Origin of the sequence: Microcystis sp. LE19-131.1A (assembly GCF_027532015.1) — a bacterium.
Taxonomy (GTDB): Bacteria; Cyanobacteriota; Cyanobacteriia; order Cyanobacteriales; family Microcystaceae; genus Microcystis; species Microcystis ichthyoblabe_A.
Map to the genome: position 1 here is coordinate 1 of NZ_JAPZSS010000273.1, position 19,210 is coordinate 19,210.

A 19,210-nucleotide genomic window follows, 5' to 3' on the forward strand; every position below is an offset into this window, starting at 1 on the left:
ATTCTAGCAAAGGGAGAGAATTCTTGTCCATTAAGAAATGTTACAAATTACATGGGTACATTAAGAAAAGTTAAGGGGGTGCATCCATTGATGGATAAGGGTTTTCAGCTATTGTGGTATATATGTATGGGGGAAGTTCAGAAATTAGTCCCCCTATAGAACCCCCTTGAGCCATCTTGCACACTTTTCTCTTTTTGTCAAATTTTATGTTAAGAAAGATGTGACTAATGGATAGCTTTTAGGACGGGGTTTTCAACCTAAATTTCCGATAAATCAAGAAGGATTCTCAAGGGACTCCCGCCACTGAACATTCAGGCGATTCAGGGCAGCACTACAGGTACTTTCAAGATTTTCTAGGTAAAAGCGGACTTGACCTTGTTCATCAAAGACAGATGCCTCGTAAACAATCATCTGAGCATCACTTCTGACAACTCGAAAAGCTACCCGTAGCCTGCCTGTTAGGGGCGAACTACCATAGCGGATGATTCTGCCTAACTTGGAAGGCAAAGCACTACTGTCCTGATAGAGCCGAGACCACACTAAAGCCATTTGCGGGATAGTATCCATAAAGCCTGGGTCGAACAGCCAAGGGGGGACGGCAGTGGAAGAATCTTGCCTTACCCAAGCTGAAGGCTGGCTCGGCTTCACCCAAGCATCAATTCCCTGTTCGTCAACCGCTACAATCTCACTCATCAGTTGAAATCGCTTGCCGTGAAATAGATACTCTAGATAAGCAAATTGAGGATCTAGACTCCTGCCTGATTTGAGCTTGACGGGATGAAGAGAGGGAGGAGCTTCTATCTCTGGGCGCAGAATAACAAGAGCGCGATATAGTGGCATCCTGGTCTCAGGATCTAGGATTTCGGCAGTTACCTGCAAGGTCGTTGCATCCGCGTGACTAGAAGAACGGGCGACGAAGAGAACTTTACGGCTCCCTTCGACGGCCATGGATACTCCCCGCAAGACCATCAGATCAAGGATTTCACAAACTTGCCAGTCGGGCCAGGCAGCTTGGATAAATTCAGCAATCCATTCCAAAGCCCCGGTTGCTGGCAAAACAGCTTTGCCATCCAAGCAGTGATCTTCAAGATAGGGATCTGCCTCTAGAGAAAAGATGTGTTCCAGAGTCACTTTACTGTCAGGTTGCAGTTGAGGGACAGTAGAAATGAAGGGAAAAGGACGGTTAGCGGGAAGGAGAGCGAGTTTTCCGGCCTCAGCTTCATGGGTTTCCCACGGAGCTTCCCCGGCAATTACTTCTGCTGTTCCCTTATCTCCATAACTCAATTCTTCCCGGAAAAAGCGGCGACCACCGACTAGAGAAATTGGGATTACTCCCCGTTCCCGAAACTGACGCTTCACTTCTTCAGAGGCCATGCCCTTAGTATCCCAGGGACCCCAATTGATGGCGACTACGCGGGTATTCAACCAGCGCTGGTCAAGCTGCCAAGCCAGACGATTCAAAATCTCATTGGCAGATGCGTAGTCAGATTGCCCGCGATTACCGTAGCGACCGGCAACCGAACTGAAGAAAACCAGCCACTTCAAAGACTCTGGACGGAGATAGCGGCTGAGGATCAAGGCACTATCCACTTTCGTATCAAAGACCCGCTCAAAGGAAGCCAGTTCTTTATCGACAATCAATTTGTCCTCAATAATTCCCGCACCGTGGATGGCAGCATCCAACCGTCCGTAGCGGGAGTAAATGCCTTCAATAACGGCAGCAAAAGCCTGCTCATCCTTCACATCTGCTACTATATACTCTACCTTTGCCCCTGCTTGTCGGAATCGTGCCAAATTAGCCCGAATTTCCCGCTCCCTCAAGATTAACTGGATGTGGCGCTCGATCTCAACAGGGGTGGGCAACTTGCCTTGGCAACGAGCCTGAGCCAGTAGGAATTGACGCAAGTCGGTTACATCTTCAATATGGGCTGTTGCTTCGTTCTCTAGAGGAGCCCGTCCCACCAAAATCATCGTCAGGCCAAAGGAGGCTAAATCGCTGGTTATTTCCGCAGTAATGCCGCGAGCGCCGCCTGTAATTAAAACGACCCAATCAGGAGTGGGTGTAAATTTGGCAACAGTTGCCCGGGATGAGAAAGGATCCGGCTGGGTGCGGAAAGTGGTACGTTGTCCTTGGGGATAGCCAACTTCGATGCGCCCCCCAGGTAATAACAGTTCTGAGACGAGGCATTCTGCCAGCACCTTTGGGGAAAGGTGGGCATCGAGATCTACTGCCTTGGCATGGAGGTTAGGCCACTCAGCCCCTAGGGTTTTCAAAAGCCCGTTGCCACAACCTGCAATTGGCAAACTCGTCCCCCAGTTACCATCCCGGCCAAACTGTCCCCCCAAACAGGAAGCCATCAGGACGCGGCCTGGCTGTTGCCCTTTGCGGAGGTCATCAGCACACAACTGGAGCAGGTAAAACAAGCTCTTAGCCTGTATTTGCGTATATTGCCGCCACTCAGATAGGGTAGTTGGCTCAGCCGCTTGACTTAAAGCAGCCAAATGGACAATCCCGGCGACCAGCCCATGTTTCTCCCGTTCCCTGCTAACTGCCTCAGCTAACGCCTTTGGTGTTTGCAAACTAGCTCGCTCAATCAGCGCTACCGCCAGCCCTCTTTGCCGCAGAGACTCTGCCAAGTAGGGAGCAACGCTAAGTTCGTCTTCAGTAATAAGAAAAAGCCCTTGGGGAAGCGGCCACTGACCGGTAGGTAGGGGGTCTGCCTGTGCTTGCATCAGGTAACGTGGAATCGATTCCCCCTGGGCTAGAACTTTCCCAAGCTTTTTGAGGGTTCCACTGTCCCAGACGGTGAGAGGCATAAGACTTGTTGAACAATGCCGTTCAGGGATTTAACCTTGGTCAAATTTTCCATCTGGGACTGCATACCTTCAGCGACAGCAGCGGGCAAACTTTTCTGTATTGCTCCCAAAATTTCCACTCGCTTGATCGAGTCAATTCCTAGTTCTGCTTCCAAATCCTGATCCAAGCCCAACATATCAATTGGGTAGCCAGTGCGTTCACTGACTAATTGCAAGAGAGTTTTGGTCACACTCTCCCGTTCCAGCAGCACAGAGGGGACAACAGCATCGGCAGCAGTGGGCAGATTGGGAGATGCCGTTGCTGGCTGGGGCTTGAGCATAGGCTCTTGCTGCTGAATTGTGGGACTAACCGGTGTGGGACTAACGGATATCTGAGGAGGTGCAGCGGGCCGGGAAGGGGGTGAGGAAATTCGGGGGGGTACTGGCGGCGAAGCAGGGGACAGGTTAGCACTTCCCCCTCCATTGGAGCCAAGGGAAAGTACAGGTTGGGCTGCTGGCAGGCTCCGCTCCGGCATAGCCACTGATCTTGAAGGAGTCATTCCTTCCACCTGACTGGCTTGGAGAAATTGCAGCATTACCTTTTCCTGAAGAGTCAAAAACTGACGCATGGTCTGCTGGTAAGCTTGATAGGCTTGTAAAGCCACCGAGCCAGCAACTGAGGGTTCTTGGCTATTAGAATAAGTCTGTGGAGTTGCTGGTTGGGAGAGCGGGGGAAAATTTTGTTCAGACATTGTTCGCTGGATTTTGGGTTGCGGATTTGAATTAGTAGGAACTATGGGGTTTAACCCGGTGAGTTGGGAAGGGGAATGGGCATGAGGGGCAGGACTAGGCGGCTTGACTGGCTCAAATCGCTCTATCCCTAAGTCTGGCTTCGCCTCGGTGTTACCGTTTTGCCCTTTTTTCTCTTGTCTGCCTAGGATAGACGTTGCCAAGGATAGGGGGGGGAGCTTGCCGCTATAACTATTGGTAGCTCCTAATGACCTGACACCACCACCGTTGACCAGCCAAGTGGTGGGTGCTAATTGAGAAGGGCCCGTTAGCTCTGCCAGTCGAGATAATTCCAGCTGCTGGACTTGGCGACCAGCAAACAGAGAAAGGAGTTGCACCTCTTGCCCTCTGGTAATTAGAGTCCCTAAGCCCAGCAGAAAGCCTCGCAGTCCTCCCCCTTGCCCATCTAAAGATACGCAAGTATGCTCTTTGTCTCCTAAAATTTGACCGACGAACTTGGTCAGGATGCTTTTTGGACCGACTTCAATAAAGGTGCGAGCGCCAGCTTCATATAAAGCCTGAATTTGACTGACGAACTCTACTGGACGGAGAGCCTGTTGGCTTAACTGGCCACGGATACCATCGGCATCTGAAGGGTAAGGAAGGGCTGTAGCGTTAGCATAGACAGGAAACTGGGGGGACTCAAAGCAGCCAGAATTTAACTGACGGGTCAACTCTTCCTGAACTTCTGCCAGCAAGGGCGAGTGAAAGGCTCCGGCCACAGGCAGCTTTCTAGCGGTAATGCCGTTGGCGTTCAAACTGTTGATTGCTTGTTCGATCGCTGCTTGCGGTCCAGAAATGACGGACTGAAGGGGAGCATTGTGATTGGCTACCACAACTCCTGGAAAACTATCAAGATATTGTGCCAATTCCTCGCGGGTGATTTGCACGGCAGCCATAGCTCCCTCAACCCCCTGACAAGCTTGGGACATAATCTGGCCTCTAAGGGCAGAAAGATTGAGAAATTGAGCTTGGGATAGCACACCAGCAGCGTAGAGGGCTGTATATTCGCCATAACTGTGTCCTGCTGCCAAATCTGCCTTAATGCCCAGATTGGCCAGCAAGGCTAGATAGCCCGATTCCACGGCTCCTAGAGCGGGTTGAGCTACTTGAGTCTGTTTAAGCTGTTGTTCATTGCTAATTTCGGCCGCTTCTGAATAGGCACTGGGGGGATAGATATACTGACTCAGCAATTTTGGGAAGCGATGGTCCAGATGGCTGTCGGCAAATTCCAAAGCTTGGCGCATCTCTTGCCGATAGAGAGCAACTTCCCTGGCCATGCCGGGATATTGCGCCCCCTGCCCCGGAAAGAGAAAAGCAGTGAGAGCTTTTGTCCCAGTGGGGGTGTGGCCTTCGGAGAACTGAATCTCAGGGGGCAGGGGACTGGCAGAATCGCCTGCCAGATAACTAAGAGCCGAGGACAAGCTGGCGACTAACTCTGACAAATTACTGGTCACGATGGCTAGGGTTGCTCCCCTGCCTAGGTGGTTTGTCGCTGTTAAAGCGCAACTGTAGGCCAGATCTCCCAGTCGCGGTTTTGCTCCTCCTTGCAAAGCTGTCAGCAGAGACCGCACTTTTGGCAATAATTCTTGGCGATTCTCGGCAGCCAAGATCACCAATTCCCAAGGCCAGTTATCTCCTCCCATGGCTGGTCTCTGAACTGCTCCCCCATACTCCTCGAGAATGGCATGAAAATTCGTCCCCCCAAAGCCAAAAGCACTGACCGCTGCCCGGCGAGGTTGGTTGGGATTAGTCAGCCAAGGATGATTGTCTTTTAAGAGATAGACCGGGCTTTCTGGCTCCACAATCGGGTCTAAGGGGGTGTCAACCCCAAAGTGAGCGGGTAGGACTTGGTGATGTAGAGAGAGGGCTACTTTCATTAGTCCAACGACCCCAGCGGCACTTTTAGTATGTCCGAGCAAGGTTTTAATTGAGCCAATAGCGCAGGATTTTTGCCCTGCCCCGGAGGCTTGTAGAGAACTGGTAATTGTTTCTAATTCTGCTCGATCGCCAGCCACCGTCCCCGTGCCGTGGGCTTCATAGAGTCCTAGACTAGCGGGAGAAAATCCGGCTTTGTCGTAAGCTCTCTGTAGCGCTCGCTTTTGTCCTGCTGGCAGGGGAGCAGTTAAACCCAAGGCCTTACCGTCGCTGGAACCAGCGACCGCTTTGATAACTGCATAAATTCGGTCTCCATCCCGTTCCGCATCTGCCAGACGCTTGAGAACAACGATGGCAATACCTTCGCTGATGACAATCCCGTCGGCAGCTTTATCGAAGGAGCGGGGTTGACCTTGGGCAGAGAGGGCATGGGTCTTGCTAAAGCAAAAATAAGCAAAAGGGCTTTGCCCTGTGTCAATGCCACCTGCAATACAGAGATTGCTTCGTCCCGTTTCCAATTCCGTCACTGCTAGGTCAATAGCAGCCAAGGAAGAAGCACAGGCCGCATCAACAGTGAAGTTAGAGCCTCCACAGTTAAAACGGTTGGCAACCCTGCCAGCTGCCACATTCAACAGTAAACCTGGAAAAGTTTCTTCCGTCCATTCTGGTAGACGATCCCAGATCTGTGGGGAGGGATTTTCAACCACCCTCGGCACTTCTGCTCGCGCTGCATACTGCCCGCCCAGATCTCCTATCCCTCCGCCCGCACCCAAGATGACTGAGGTACGTTCTCGGTCGAAATCTCCTCCCCCGTAACCCGCATCTTCTAAGGCTCTTCGCACAGCCTCCAAAGTCAATAGCTGTAGTGGTTCGATGGACTTGAGAGATACGGGAGGAATCCCAAAGCGCAGAGGATCGAAGGGAACCTCATCAATGAAACCACCCCATTTGGAATAGACCTTATCTCGTGTTTGTGGGTCAGCATCGTAGTACAAACGCCAGTCCCAACGGTGAGCGGGAATTTCGCCAATAGCTTTTACCCGGGAGAGGATGTTTTTCCAAAAAGTCTCCGGTGTGTCTGCTTTAGGAACGAGGGTCGCCATGCCAACGATAGCAATATCTGAGGGTCGGGTTGGAGCGGGGACTTTCTCTTCGCCCGCTGGAGAAAGAGAAGTCAAGAGTTGGCCGCTGCCTTCAGCTACTTCTTGATGCAAGCTGCTGACGCTGATCACTTGATGGCGCATGGTTGCCACCTGACCGATCATGTACATCCCTTCGCTAACCTGTTGCTCTTGGTTGACCGAGACTATTTGCCCTGTCTCATCGCGCCGCAAACCTTTGGTAGCTATGCGTAACCGTCCTAGAGTCAGGTCTTCCAAAACGTTCTTAATTTCTTCGGCAGAACTGCCCCGGGCTGCCATTTGCCGGCGGGTGTCGTAGAATTCGCGGGCAAATGGGGTGACAGCGCAACGGCTGGCATGGCCCGGTCCGGTTTCTAAGTTGATGGTCGATTGGCAACTGAGGGCTTGGGCTTGAAACTCTGGCAGGATTGCTCCACAAGCTACTGCTTCCTCCGTAAAGAGGTAGGCACTGCCCATTAACACGCCAATTTTCATGCCCCTTACTGCCAAAGGAGTGGCCATGGCACTGATCATAGCGGCCGAGAGGGCGTCATGAATCCCACCGGCGAAGATGGCGTGAATTTGCTGCTCTGCTCCGGCTGGCACTTTATCTAACAGGGTAGCAATCATGCTTTCCCAGAGGACAAAACTGCTCAGTGGCCCCACGTGTCCCCCGCATTCTCGCCCTTCAAAAATAAACCGCCGCGCCCCCTGTTCGAGGAACATTTTCAGGAGTGCTGGCACGGGAACGTGGAGGTAGGTGGCAATTCCTTGGGCTTCCAACTTCGCTGCCTGATCTGGCCTGCCCCCAGCAATCAAGGCGAAAGGCGGCTTAATTTTCTGGACTTCTTGCAGTTGTTCTTGCCTAATTGCCTGTGGAACAAAGCCAAGGATACCAATGCCCCAAGGTAGCTCTCCTAGAAGGGCTTGGGTTTTCTGCAACAGTTCCCCGACCTGTTTTCCCCGCATCAGAGCCAAAGCTAAGAGGGGCAGTCCGCCTGAGCGAGCAACTGCATGGGCAAATTCTGCCGTATCGCTGACTCTAGTCATTGGCCCCTGGACAATAGGATATTTGGTGCCGTGGGAAACTGCCAAGGGAGTTTCCGCTTGTAGAGGTTTTAGCTCAAGGGCTGTCTGCACCTGTTCCTGACTGCCCTTGAGCAGAGCTTGTAGAAATTTACCTGTGGTCTGGTAACGCTTGCGGAAATCAGCCGCTAACCCGCTTGCTTGTCCCATTGGCCAAGCTTGAGTAGCAGGATTTGCCCAGCCAATTAGGGAGGTGGCTCTTTGCCGCCAGATCTGGCCAGAAACTGAGGTTTCTTCTTTAATCTCTATCTGTGCTGCCATTTCTTGCAACTTGGCAACGGCAGCAAAACCGGGACGGGACAAGACACGACAAGCCCGCCCCAACCTCTCACCGATGGCGATCGCTTCTTGCCCGTTTAAGTAACGTAAGTATTCCTGCCATTCTCCGGGGAGAGGAGATTCGGGCATCAGCCATAATTGATCGTCTAAGACAACGCCTGCTGCACCGGCAGCCCGACAGGCGGCCGCGGTATGAATACCGATTCCTCCTTGTACATAGATGGGTAGGGAGGAGGTTTTCAATAATTTCTGAGTGAGAATAAAAGCGGGATCTTCTCCTACCCAACCGCCACTTTCCTGTCCTTTGGCTACCAATCCAGCCAGGAAAGGAAACAGAGAAGCTAAGAGAGCCAGTTGATTGGCATCGGTTGTTTCCAGCAAAATTAGGCGATTTTCCCCAGAAAGAAGCTGTAATTTCTCTCTGAGCGTTTCAGCAGTTGCCTCTTGCCAGCCACTGAGAATCAACCAGTGAGATTCTAGTTCCAGTCTAGCCAAAAGTTGGCCGCTCTGCTCGATCTGTGTTAAGTTCAGTCTCAGTCCGGCTGCTCCAGGAGCATTTTTTAAAGCTAAAACCTGCTCTAGATTACTAATTGCTCGCTCTAGATTTTCTGGTTGACAAAATTCTCGATCGAGTATCCCGATTCCCCCAGCCCGAATGCTGGCGATGGCTAAACCAGGGTGTTCTAGCTCAATGGGACTCAGAGAAAAGCAGTTGAATTTATCCATCATAACCTCTAATTTTGATTAATTTAACCATCTTGACAAGCCTGTAATTGCTGGATGATAGCTGTTTGCTCTTGTTCTAGGTTGCGACCGATAAAAACCGCTTGCGTTGGCATTTTTCCGCAAATCTCTGGGGCTACAACCTGAAAATCAAAACGACCGCAAATAAAATTAAACAGACAGGATGTTGCCCTATCATCTAAATTGAGAATTCCTTTGGCACGATAAACTTTTTGGGAAAGTTCTCCGAGAAATTGCTTGAATTTATCCAAGTTCACCAATCGTTCTGTCTGATAAGAAAAAGAGGAAAAATCTTGATGGCTGTCGCGGAAACCCTGAGCAGATTTGGTCACTTGAGTTTCCAGTAGTTTTGATTGTCTTCTGTAAAGATTAGCTCCTAGGGCGAACAATAATTTGGGATCGATATTGCTGTGAGTAGTTTTAAATAAGGGGGCTCTTTGATTCAATTGACGGAGATGGCTTTCGACTTGCTCAATTTCTAGTTCTGTCACTAAATCTGTCTTATTCAAGATCAGAAAATCTGCCGCTCTTACCTGCTCGTTGAGTACTTCTTCTTCGGCTGCCAACCGCAAAAACTCTGAAGCATCTACTAAGGTGATTACTGAATCGAGGACGACATCGAGATAGTGGAGGCGCTGGATCAGGGGAAAGGGATTTGCCAGTCCAGTGGTTTCTATGACTATTAAATCGGGCTTTATTTGTTCTTGAATTTCCCGAAAGGCGTTGTGTAAAGAGAAGATGTCAACACTACAGCAGACGCAACCACTATTCAATTCTACTACTTTATCTATATTTTCAAATCCTGATACTACTTTACCATCAATTCCCAAGTCGCCAATTTCATTCATGATAATCGCCACGCGCTTCTCTTGAAAGACTTTTTCTAGGGAATTTCTTAAAAGTGTAGTTTTGCCACTTCCTAAAAAGCCGGCGATTGCGTTGCAAGGTGTTTTAAGCATAAACCAATTTTCCTAAATATCTAAGGTTATTAATAGTCACAAATCACCTCTAGAAAGTTCAGTTTTTCATGGCTACTATCTCCAACCAAAGTCGGGGAATTTCTTTGATTTGTAGATTGTTTAAAGTAACTCCCGCCGCCTCTTGCAAAGCTTCACTAGCTATCTCTACCGGATAGCCACTTAAGGCGACTTCAGCAAACCCTGCATAAGCGCCAATGGTTTCCAAACTTTGCTGTGTCAGCATAACAGTACGCTGCTTATCCTGAATAATCTCTAAATGGTGACTATTGAGCAAATCCCGCCATTGAAGTGGAGAGAACCATTCATTGCCGAAAGCTCGATTCCCCTTGCCTCGCTTTCTGCGGATGCCTTCTTGACCAGCTTGCTGCAATTGGAGTAATTTCTCGGAGACAATAGCTAAGGCTTCTTTCATCCATTCAGTATAGACCGATTCTGTTCCCTCGGGATAGGTGCCGATAAAAAAGCAAGAATTAAAGGCAAAAATTCCGCCAGGACGCAAGACTCGACTGATCCTTTGGATTAATTTCTCTTTGTCGGGAAGTAAATGGATGGCATTGCCCATCAGGACGAGATCCATGCTTGCCGGTTCTAAGTCAAAATCATCAGCACTACCGACTTTTAGCAGCACAGCACTTTGCCCGGATTTTAAAGCTGAATTAAGTGCGTCATGGTCTTGAACGAGCATCTTTTTTTCTTTAAATAATTCCCGCGCAATCTCGAGAGATTCTGTGGAAATATCTATGCCAACAATCCCTACCTCTGGTTTGATTTCTAGGAGCAATTCACTGAGAGTTCCTGTACCGCAAGCAAGATCGAGAACCTGGCTGACATTTTCTAAGGGCAAACTGTGTAGAAATTCTCGGTTTGCTTCTAGGTATTCGGGCTGCAGGGAAAATGGTTCATAAGAAGTAATGACTGGCATATAACAATTCCTTGTCTTGGTTTTATTTTAAATTTTGGGACATAATCCTTCTAAGAAGGGAACTTCAAAGCATTTTTCGTGCATCACGGGACCATGCCCGAAGTAACCGTCTTCTCCAAACAATTCTCCATGATCTGCGGTGACAATAATGTGAGTGTTAGAAGGACATTTACTAAATAGCTCACCTAGCAAACCATCGACATATTCGACGCAGCGAATTTGCTGTTTGTGTAGCTGCTCCATTTCTGCTGAATTGAAAAATGACTTTTCGGCTTTTTTTTCTGTCTCGGTTTCAGTTTGCAGCAGATCGTCCATTCTCTTAAAAACTCCATGCACTCCAGATATATGGGGCAGTTCATCCTCTTCCAGCATATAAGGATAGTGGGTTTCTCCTAAGTTAAAAAAGTAAAACTGAGGTTGTTCGTCGGGAAATTCTACTTCCTCAACCATTTTGGCAAATTCATTGTGAGTGGGCATTAGTCGATAGTCATCAAAGTACTTATTAATACTCGTAAATTGGTTGAGAACAGGTAGAGAAACTCGGCCAATAGTTTTATAACCTTGGTTTTTTAAGACTTTCGGTAAGGAGAGTTGGGGAATAAAGGTTTTAAAGGACAAGTCTGGGATTCCTAAGCGATCTACCCATTTAGCAAATTCCTGTTTATAAACTTCCGAGGCAAACACACCCCGAGGACTTTTGTGAGGAACCATGCCCATCAACATAGCATAGTGGGAAGGGGATGTCCAAGAAGCATAGCTATACCGGCGTTCAGCCTTACCCAGCCGATCCATATTGGGAGTTGATGCCGCAGAGTAGCTGTCATGACGGCAGCTATCCATAACAATATAGATGAGATGGTTAATCATGTGTATCTACATACAAAATGTTCCCCATCAATGTAGTTGAAAAATCCTGCAATGTCAAGAAATAAGGGTTACGCTTAATCTTAGGGTAAGCCTGACCGATTTGGTCGATTGTTGCCCAACAACTGAGATGGCAAATTATATAGGACTTACGCATTGACAAGATCGACCAAATACGAGGTATGGGTTCTGGGCATTTTAACGTGATTTTTTGATGACTTTTGAGCGATCGCTATTGATCGGAAGTTAATCGCCAAAAGTCTGAAACGACGGATTTTCGTTCATACACATCATGGTGAATTTGTACAATGCGTAACCCCTATTGTACTCAAATATGCCTGAATTTTGGGTAGGCAACTTACATCACATAAAGTTCATTTTGTCAAGAATTGTTAAGATGCGCTGACCTTGTTAATCTTGGGTATTGCATTACTCGGAAAAGAAGCGGTATAATCGGAAGGGAAATATTTGATGTGGAGAAATCCTTCAATGTCGTTTACGCCCCAAGTCAAGCGAGTTACCAAGCCTACTCAAAAAAGCCCATCAATTAAAACAGCGTCTCAACTAATGAAGGAAAAGCGCTATGATGAAGCTCGGGAGGCTTTTGAAGAAATCCTTGAAAAAGACCCAGGCTCTAAGCAAGCTCATCTTGGTATAGGCAGCATCTGTTTAAAACAAAAAGATTATGAAGGAGCTTTGATCCACTTCGGGTCGGCGAGGAGAATTGACCCAATGATGGCTAAAGCTGCTCTTGCCGTTGGCAATGTTTACTACAAGCAAAATGAACTGGACTCGGCCATTGAAGCTTTTAAAGATGCCCTTAATATCGACCCTACTACCCCTGCTGGTTATCTGGGGATGGGGAGGGTTTTATTAAAGCAAAAGAAATACCCTCAAGCTAAAGAGCAAGTTCAAAAAGCACTGGTCTTTAACCCTCAGTTAACTCCAGGGCGCTTGCTCATGTCTCAGATTTACCAAGAACAAGGAAATACAAAGGCAGCAATTGATGAAATCGAGTCTGCACTAAGGATGAATCCCACAGCTTGGAGTGCTTATCAGTCCCTAGGAAATATCTACCTAAAACAAAAACAATATAACCTCGCTCGCAAAAATTTTGAAGATGCTCAGCAATTAAATCCTAAAATTCCTGTGGTTGCCAAAATGGGTTATATAGAGGCTTTAATTGAAAGCAATGCTCTCAATGAAGCATCCGAGATTTTACGCGAACTGCCGAACAAAAAACCCATAGAAGCCAAAAAACAAAAATTATGGGGAGATCTTTATACTCGTCAAGGATTTACCAAAGAAGCTGCAGAAGCCTATCGAGCAGCCAATTTACTGGCGGCAGAACAAGGAGAGGTCGCCAGCGAACTTTCCACTTTGGATATGCTGATAGAAGAAGATGACGATAAATTAGGATAAATCCTCGAAACCTACAAAGAAAAAGCAACTCAGCAAATTCCCCAAACCCAACTTTGTAAAAATCCCTAAATCCCCAGAAAGTATAGTCTTTAAAGAAAGAGACTATATAGTTCCCACAAAAAAGCCAAATAATGTTTCTTGATTTCCAGAGAGCTTCTCTCAAAAAGCAACAGATATTGATAACTATTATCGTTACTTTATCTGTCTTTATAGCCGTGTTTCTAGCAATTCATGCCTCGCTCCAAATTCAGCAGCAGTCTAGTGTTCTTCTCCCATCCCAACTGCCTTGGCAGATTTTCCTAGCGTCCCTTGTGGCTATTCTTGTAGGAGGATTTACTTTTGCTTTGGAATTAATAACAATTAATCAAATGAAGCGGGGTTTCAATCAGATTCAGCTTGAGTTGAGGGCATTAGGGAGTGGAGATTTTAATCCTTCCACTCATCTAGAGTCACTAGCTTTGCCCAAAGAGATGAGGGAAGTAGGGTGCTATTTCCCTCATCTGAAGTTAGCTCTCTCAACAACCTTGAGCGAGCTACAACAAAAACTTGAGGAGCAAGGAACAATCCGAGAAAGCTTGCAAGCTGAACTGACGGGACTTGAGAATAATCTTGCAGAGCAGAAGCTCGCCAAGGAAGGTTTGCAATCTCGACTAAGTCGGATACAACAAGCACTTGAAGAGGCTCTCGAGGAAAATCAAGCCCTAGCAAGAAAAGTGAGTCAAAAGAGAGCAGAAGTCGAGCAACCCGAAGGGGAAGTCGGAGATTTTATCGCTCAGATGCAAGGCGAATTTCAACAGGCACCTAAGTCGGTTGCTTCTCTGACTTCCAGTTCCTTAGAAGAGATTGTCCAGTATAAGGAGGAGCTTGAATATCGCATTACTTGGCTACGGACGCTACTTGAAGATGCAGAAAAAGAACTCAAACTAATTTGTATTACCTATGAATTATAAAAACAAGTTTAATTTTTTCATACTTCAGAAAGTTCATAAAGATTGAGGTTTATAATTAAGAACTAGAATCTTGAAGAGGAGAATTAACAATGAAGACCCTTGTGCCGATTTCTTGGTATTCCGATCCCGATATTTTCAAGAAAGAGCAAATAGTTCTCTTTCAAAACCTTTGGAACTTTGTCGGATTGACCAACGACTTAGAAAATCATAATGATTATATTGCTAAAGATCTAGGAGGACAAGCTATTTTTGTCCAGAATTTTCGTGGAGAATTGCGAGCGTTTGATAATATCTGTTCCCATCGTTTTAGTAAGATTCATCAAGAGGATAAAGGCAATGGGCCAGTTAGGTGTCCCTACCACGGATGGATTTATGACAGTGCTGGCATCCCGATTAACATTCCCTTACAGTCCCGCTTCGATTTTTCCGATTGTACACCAGAATCTTTCAAATTGAAACAATGGTTAGTTGATACTTGTGGCTCCTTTGTTTTTGTAAAAAAAAATGATGATGGTCTGACCCTCAAAGAGTATTTAGGAGGAATGTATAGTCGGTTATTAGATTTTTCAGAGTCAATGGGTGAGAAAGTTGACTGTCAAGAAATGATCATTAAAGCCAACTGGAAAATTATCGTTGAAAATACTTTAGATAGCTACCACATCTGGGATGTCCATCCCAACTCTCTTGGCAAGTATGGAGCAGTTGACGGGTATTATTGGAATGACGACTTCCATTCGACTTACCTCAGTAAAGCCAAAAAGCTAGATGCAAAAGTCAAAAAGTTTACCACAGCTTTTGCAGATCGAAAACTGAAGATAGATGGCTATCAGCACTATTTGATTTTCCCACTTTTAACCTTGTCCACTCTGTTTGGGATGTCTTTAAATATGCACGTTTTCACGCCTCTTAGTTCTACAGAAACCAAAGTTACCAACTATACCTTTATGGGAAAACTTGATAATGCCAGTCTGGAGAAAATTCTATTTGATATGAGTAGCAAAGCCTCAGCTAACTTAGTTACTCAAGTTTGGGATGAAGACAAACCTGTCTGCGAATCAGTCCAGCTAGGAATGGTTTCAATCGATAACTCAAGGGATTATAAACAAGGAATTCTTAGCAGTGACGAGCGCCGCCTTCATACTTTTCAACAACCTTATCTTAAGCTCATGAATTTGGTGCCATCCGCTGCCTGAAAAATCTGACATCTTCCCACGTCATAATTTTGATTTGGCGTGGGTTTCTTGCTCTTGAATTCGATTTTGAACGTTTTTGGCACAGTTTAAGATCAAATGCAGCAACGCCGAAAAGCGCATTCGTTCAAGGCAAAGTAAACTGTTGCAAAAATTTCCAGACCACTTCACTAGCATTTATTGCCTGACTGTTCTTGCCCACTAGATTTTCATGGTCTCGATTGCTAAAATCGTTTTGGTTAGCTCGTCTCATGATTCGCCCTCCAGGCCAACCATGACCCCCTCCCTCAATGCGATAGAGCATGACAGTGGCGTTTTGATGACAACCTGAATACTGGTAAGATACCACTGTAGTTCCATCCTGCTCCGTGTCAGGAAGTCGTTCCTCTTTTGGCGTTGCCGAGCAGCCGTTATTTTTGCGCCAAAATGCCACCGTCTCAGGAACTGAAAGGATTTCTCCTCTGGCACCCACTGTCATTTCTCCTCCTACCCAAGGGACAAGTCTATCCTCAGTACCATTGATCATAAGTATGGGAATGGGTCTTTGGGGCCGACATCTAGATTCGAGGGATTTTGCCATCGTCGAACTGACAGAGGCAATCGCAGCAATTTGGTTAGCCATTTCGCATCCTAATCTTTGGGCAAAAAACCCGCCATTGGAACCCCCAGTAACATAGATTCTTTTTCTGTCAACATTCCTCAATTTTTCTACGTCTTCAATCACGGCCCGAACGAAAGCAACATCGTCAATTTCTGGGTGAACCTCAGGGGTGTTGCGTCCGTCATTCCATTGCCCCCCAATAGCACCTAAGTCAATGCCGTTGGGATAGACAACGAGAAAATCTTCTCTATCAGCTAAATCGTTAAAGCCAGTTTTCGCCGCCATGGTATCCCCCTGACCAACACCACCGTGAAAAGCTAACAACAGTGGCATAGGTCTGTCCCTAGTATGAGCACCAGGAGTGTAAAGATAGTAACTTCTTTCTAAGCCTTGATTGTATAGAGTTCTCAAGACCATATCTTGATTGAGATTAACTCTCCTTCTTCTTCTCATTCTCTGCGATAGTAACTGTTCCTTTAAACTTTCTTGGCCCTGTGGCTGGCTGGCATAACAAGCGGTCAAAAATAAGAGAGTAAGCAGACATAAAAGAAAAATCATGCTTGTCATTCGCCTGAGCTTTCCAATTTTCATTTTAAGCAAATTGGCTCTCTTGGATTTGGTGGGTAAAATGTATTCTAAGATACATTGCTCCTAGCGAGGGGGTGGAACGAACCACAAAGACACAAAGATCGATCGATCATATAGTAAGTTAAACTTATCACACAGAACCTAGAAGAGCCGCAAATTGTCAACATTATAAGGGAGTTATTGGATTTAAGGAAGCCAAGACCAAATTTCGATCTGGAAGAAACGCACAATCGGACTGGAAAAAGCGACAATGAAGGGTTTCATCGGCCCTTCAATCTTAGCATAGCCCGTCATACCAGTCTTAAAAAGGTGTTTTCCATCAGGAATTTCCACCAAAACCTTCACAACTGGTTCTGAAGACAAATCGCCTGTTGTTGTGCTGTTGCCAGCCGAGGGGGTAATGGAGACAACTTTCCCCATAATGGTTTCCGTGGGATAGGCATTGAGTTTGATTTGAACCTTCTTACCAATCGAAAATTGTCCGACATCGTACTCTGGAACTTGCACTTCTGCCAAGATCTTGGTAGCATCTTGAGCTATTGCAAAGGTCTGTCCTTGGTCTAAATAGCTGCCCACTTTGGTGTCCAGATAAGGAGTTACTAGATAACCATCCAAGGGCATGACTAAGCTGGTGAGTTTGAGTTTATCTCGCTCTTGCTGCTCTTGTTTCCTTAAGCGTTCTAGCTCGGCGCCAGCCACTTCCACATCCTGCCGAGCCGCTTCAATCTCGTCGGGGTAGGGACCGGCTAACAATAACTTGAGCTGAGATTCACTTGTCTCCAAAACTCTTTGCTTGCTTGCTAACTGGCTGCGTGCTTGTTCGATTACTTGTTGCTGTTGTAACAAAGCCTGGCGCTTTTCTTCCGCTTCAATTTTCTTGGTTTGAGCGTTCCTTTGGGCATCTTCTACAAGATTTAGGGCAATTGCTCCCTCTTTGTAACCTTCTTCCAGGCGAGAAGCCTCACGGAAATAAAAATCAGCTTGGGTGAGCGCGCTTTCTATTTGTTTCTTGATTACCTCTAAATTTTGCTTGTTCACTGCTACCTCTTTCTTCGCTTTATCTACTTCTTCTCGAGCTATCTTTACCTGATTGCGGGCTACTTCCACATCTTCCTTTCTTGGCGTGGCTAAAAGTTTAGCTAGATAAGATTGCTTAATTTTGACATCGCCTAGCGCTTTTTCGATTTGAGATTGCAGCGTCTCTATCGTATCTTCAATATCGACATCTTCCATCTGGGCAATGACCGTTCCTTTGCGGATTAATTGCTCGTTACCCCCTGAAAACATGACGCGAGTAATTTTGCTTTTACCATCAACTTCAGCCTGAATAGCCACCTCGGCGGGAGTGAGCAATTGCAGGGGACCTCCTGGCATAGTCCGATAAGGCAGAAAAAGCAGCGCCACCAAACCAGCTAGGATAAAAAATTTCAGATTTTTCTTCAGCCAAGACCGAAAGCCTTGGCGAGAGGGACTTGAGGACTTTTTTGAGTTCTTAGTCTCTTCTGTCAAGTTAGAAGAAAGGCCAGTCGTAGCTTGGGAATTCCGTCCCCTGAAGAACAAGCGAGAAATCTGTTTGCGAAAACCGATGAATACCAGGACGGAGACGATAATTATCGCTGATTCAGGCCCAAAAATTTCTGGAAAAAGTGTAGATAGACCTTTGGCAAAATTGGTAACGATCAAATAGATCATCAATAAACAAAATACGATACTCCCCAGGCCAAAACCGACAAGCATCAATTTTTCTCTCGTCGATAAAAAACTAGGCAGATTCCGCCCCTTGATCACCATCCCCCACGCTCTGAAAGACTGAGACATAAAGTTATCAGGCAGTCGGAAAAAAGCGATCAAGAAATAATAGCCATAGAGAGGCCAGAGAGGGCAAGCCATCAACACAAAAGTTGCCAAAGCTGCATGGGCGAGTAAGAGGAGCCAAATATGAAATGCTGTTCCTGAACTTCTCTGTGCGTACCAAAAAATCATACCAAAGCTAAAGATAAAAAGGCGCATGATCAAGGGAGTCCCATAGATCCAGAGTTGGGCCTTTCGTGGTACGCTTTGATACTCTCTCAGATCCACATGGAAGTGAGGCTTGAATCCTAAAGCTAAGGTCATGCCAAACACGCTGGAACGACCGCCATAGGCAGCAAACACCGTCCCTTGAATAATACGGCCGCATAAATTCAAGATTAAAATGTCAACTAAATAACTTAGGACAAAGGGTAAGCCATGAACAAAACGCCCCACGTCGTACCATAAAACCGTCCTATTATTCCAAAAAGTCAATAGAGCAATAGGTAAAAGAGGCAGCAATAGCCAAGTTGACCATCTAAGCCAACGGTGGCAAGGGTGAGTCCAACGGGCTAGGCTAGTAAAAACGGCATCAGGGTTAGGATGTTTCCAAATAAAAAGCAACGAATGCTGCTTGGATTTTTTCTTGGTTGGCGAGGAGTTTTTGTGACCGTTTCCTTCCTCGGATTGAGAGGATGGCAATTGGTTCTGATGCGGTTCTAGTAGTCCAAAACTATCAATCTGTCCAGCAAACTTCTGGTAATCTTCTTCAGTGAGACTGATATTAAAGCGTTCTTGAAAACTAGCCAAGATTTCTGGTACAGATGTCACCCCATCCATAAGTTGACATAAAAAATATTCTTCTTCCCCGAATTCAAAAGTTTCCTGAGAGATGGGATCTTGAATAAAATAACGCTTGGCCGAGGTTTGACGATCTATTTTCCTGGTGACAAGCAAATCCTCACGCAAGCAATTGGAGAGAGGCATAGGCATAGAAGAGCTATTAATAAAAAATTATAGACATGATACTAGATTTATTTTAAAGCATAGTATATGGTATGGTTAACTAGGCTCTTCGGGACTTGGTATGGTTCGATATGGGGGCATAAATCGACTAAATCCTTATCTGGCAAGAGATTTAATTGATTAGTTCGCTCTAGATCGCAAACAATTGACAAAAATCGCGGTAATGTCTGTCTCTATAAGGGT

10 protein-coding genes are annotated in these 19,210 nt (G+C 46.4%); 3 read left to right on the plus strand and 7 right to left on the minus strand.

Going from position 1 to position 19,210, the window contains the following annotated elements; translation table 11 throughout:
- Window positions 1–273 precede the first annotated feature (273 nt).
- The 5 genes from O9323_RS19340 to O9323_RS19360 are packed head-to-tail and all read right to left on the minus strand — an operon-like array spanning window position 274 to window position 11,462.
- Complete coding sequence (locus O9323_RS19340) at window positions 274–2,817, minus strand: SDR family NAD(P)-dependent oxidoreductase (protein WP_002751200.1); 2,544 nt, start codon at window positions 2,815–2,817, stop codon at window positions 274–276.
- Window positions 2,763–8,678 carry a type I polyketide synthase gene (locus O9323_RS19345; RefSeq protein WP_288125598.1) on the minus strand — a complete coding sequence of 1,972 codons (5,916 nt, stop codon included), beginning with the start codon at window positions 8,676–8,678 and terminating at the stop codon, window positions 2,763–2,765. Before O9323_RS19345 ends, O9323_RS19340 begins: the two co-directional genes overlap by 55 nt.
- Before the next feature lie 20 nt (window positions 8,679–8,698).
- Window positions 8,699–9,652: a CobW family GTP-binding protein gene (locus O9323_RS19350; RefSeq protein ID WP_024970690.1), complete on the minus strand. Its 954-nt coding sequence runs from the start codon at window positions 9,650–9,652 to the stop codon at window positions 8,699–8,701.
- Between the two features lie 58 nt (window positions 9,653–9,710).
- Window positions 9,711–10,595, minus strand: a complete 885-nt coding sequence (locus O9323_RS19355; RefSeq protein ID WP_002793312.1) for a class I SAM-dependent methyltransferase — start codon at window positions 10,593–10,595, stop codon at window positions 9,711–9,713.
- A 27-nt stretch (window positions 10,596–10,622) separates the two neighbouring features.
- On the minus strand, window positions 10,623–11,462 hold the full coding sequence (locus O9323_RS19360) for a sulfatase-like hydrolase/transferase (RefSeq protein WP_002751208.1): 840 nt from the start codon (window positions 11,460–11,462) through the stop codon (window positions 10,623–10,625).
- A gap of 468 nt (window positions 11,463–11,930) precedes the next feature.
- On the opposite strand from O9323_RS19360, the gene O9323_RS19365 reads away from it, so the two are divergent.
- The 3 genes from O9323_RS19365 (at window position 11,931) to O9323_RS19375 (ending at window position 15,024) form a co-directional block, all read left to right on the plus strand.
- Window positions 11,931–12,881, plus strand: coding sequence for a tetratricopeptide repeat protein (locus O9323_RS19365; RefSeq protein ID WP_288125599.1), 951 nt, complete (start codon window positions 11,931–11,933; stop codon window positions 12,879–12,881).
- A 176-nt stretch (window positions 12,882–13,057) separates the two neighbouring features.
- The gene (locus O9323_RS19370) at window positions 13,058–13,831 is read left to right on the plus strand and encodes a hypothetical protein (protein WP_288125600.1); all 774 of its coding nucleotides are present in this window, start codon (window positions 13,058–13,060) and stop codon (window positions 13,829–13,831) included.
- 101 nt (window positions 13,832–13,932) lie between these two features.
- Complete coding sequence (locus O9323_RS19375) at window positions 13,933–15,024, plus strand: aromatic ring-hydroxylating oxygenase subunit alpha (RefSeq protein ID WP_288125601.1); 1,092 nt, start codon at window positions 13,933–13,935, stop codon at window positions 15,022–15,024.
- Window positions 15,025–15,148: 124 nt separating this feature from the next.
- On the opposite strand, the gene O9323_RS19380 is transcribed toward O9323_RS19375, so the two are convergent.
- Both O9323_RS19380 and O9323_RS19385 read right to left on the minus strand, forming a co-directional pair.
- A complete protein-coding gene (locus O9323_RS19380) occupies window positions 15,149–16,213 on the minus strand; it encodes an extracellular catalytic domain type 1 short-chain-length polyhydroxyalkanoate depolymerase (RefSeq protein ID WP_024970694.1) in 1,065 nt (354 codons plus the stop codon).
- Window positions 16,214–16,396: 183 nt separating this feature from the next.
- Window positions 16,397–18,994 (minus strand): HlyD family secretion protein, encoded by a 2,598-nt coding sequence (locus tag O9323_RS19385; protein WP_002751218.1) that lies wholly within the window; start codon window positions 18,992–18,994, stop codon window positions 16,397–16,399.
- Window positions 18,995–19,210: the final 216 nt, after the last annotated feature.

Bases quoted from the DNA above. Each gene is read 5' to 3' on its own strand.
- O9323_RS19340 (WP_002751200.1), bottom strand. From the start codon at position 2,817: ATGCCTCTCACCGTCTGGGACAGTGGAACCCTCAAAAAGCTTGGGAAA.
- O9323_RS19345 (WP_288125598.1), bottom strand. From the start codon at position 8,678: ATGATGGATAAATTCAACTGCTTTTCTCTGAGTCCCATTGAGCTAGAA.
- O9323_RS19350 (WP_024970690.1), bottom strand. From the start codon at position 9,652: ATGCTTAAAACACCTTGCAACGCAATCGCCGGCTTTTTAGGAAGTGGC.
- O9323_RS19355 (WP_002793312.1), bottom strand. From the start codon at position 10,595: ATGCCAGTCATTACTTCTTATGAACCATTTTCCCTGCAGCCCGAATAC.
- O9323_RS19360 (WP_002751208.1), bottom strand. From the start codon at position 11,462: ATGATTAACCATCTCATCTATATTGTTATGGATAGCTGCCGTCATGAC.
- O9323_RS19365 (WP_288125599.1), top strand. From the start codon at position 11,931: ATGTGGAGAAATCCTTCAATGTCGTTTACGCCCCAAGTCAAGCGAGTT.
- O9323_RS19380 (WP_024970694.1), bottom strand. From the start codon at position 16,213: ATGAAAATTGGAAAGCTCAGGCGAATGACAAGCATGATTTTTCTTTTA.
- O9323_RS19385 (WP_002751218.1), bottom strand. From the start codon at position 18,994: ATGCCTATGCCTCTCTCCAATTGCTTGCGTGAGGATTTGCTTGTCACC.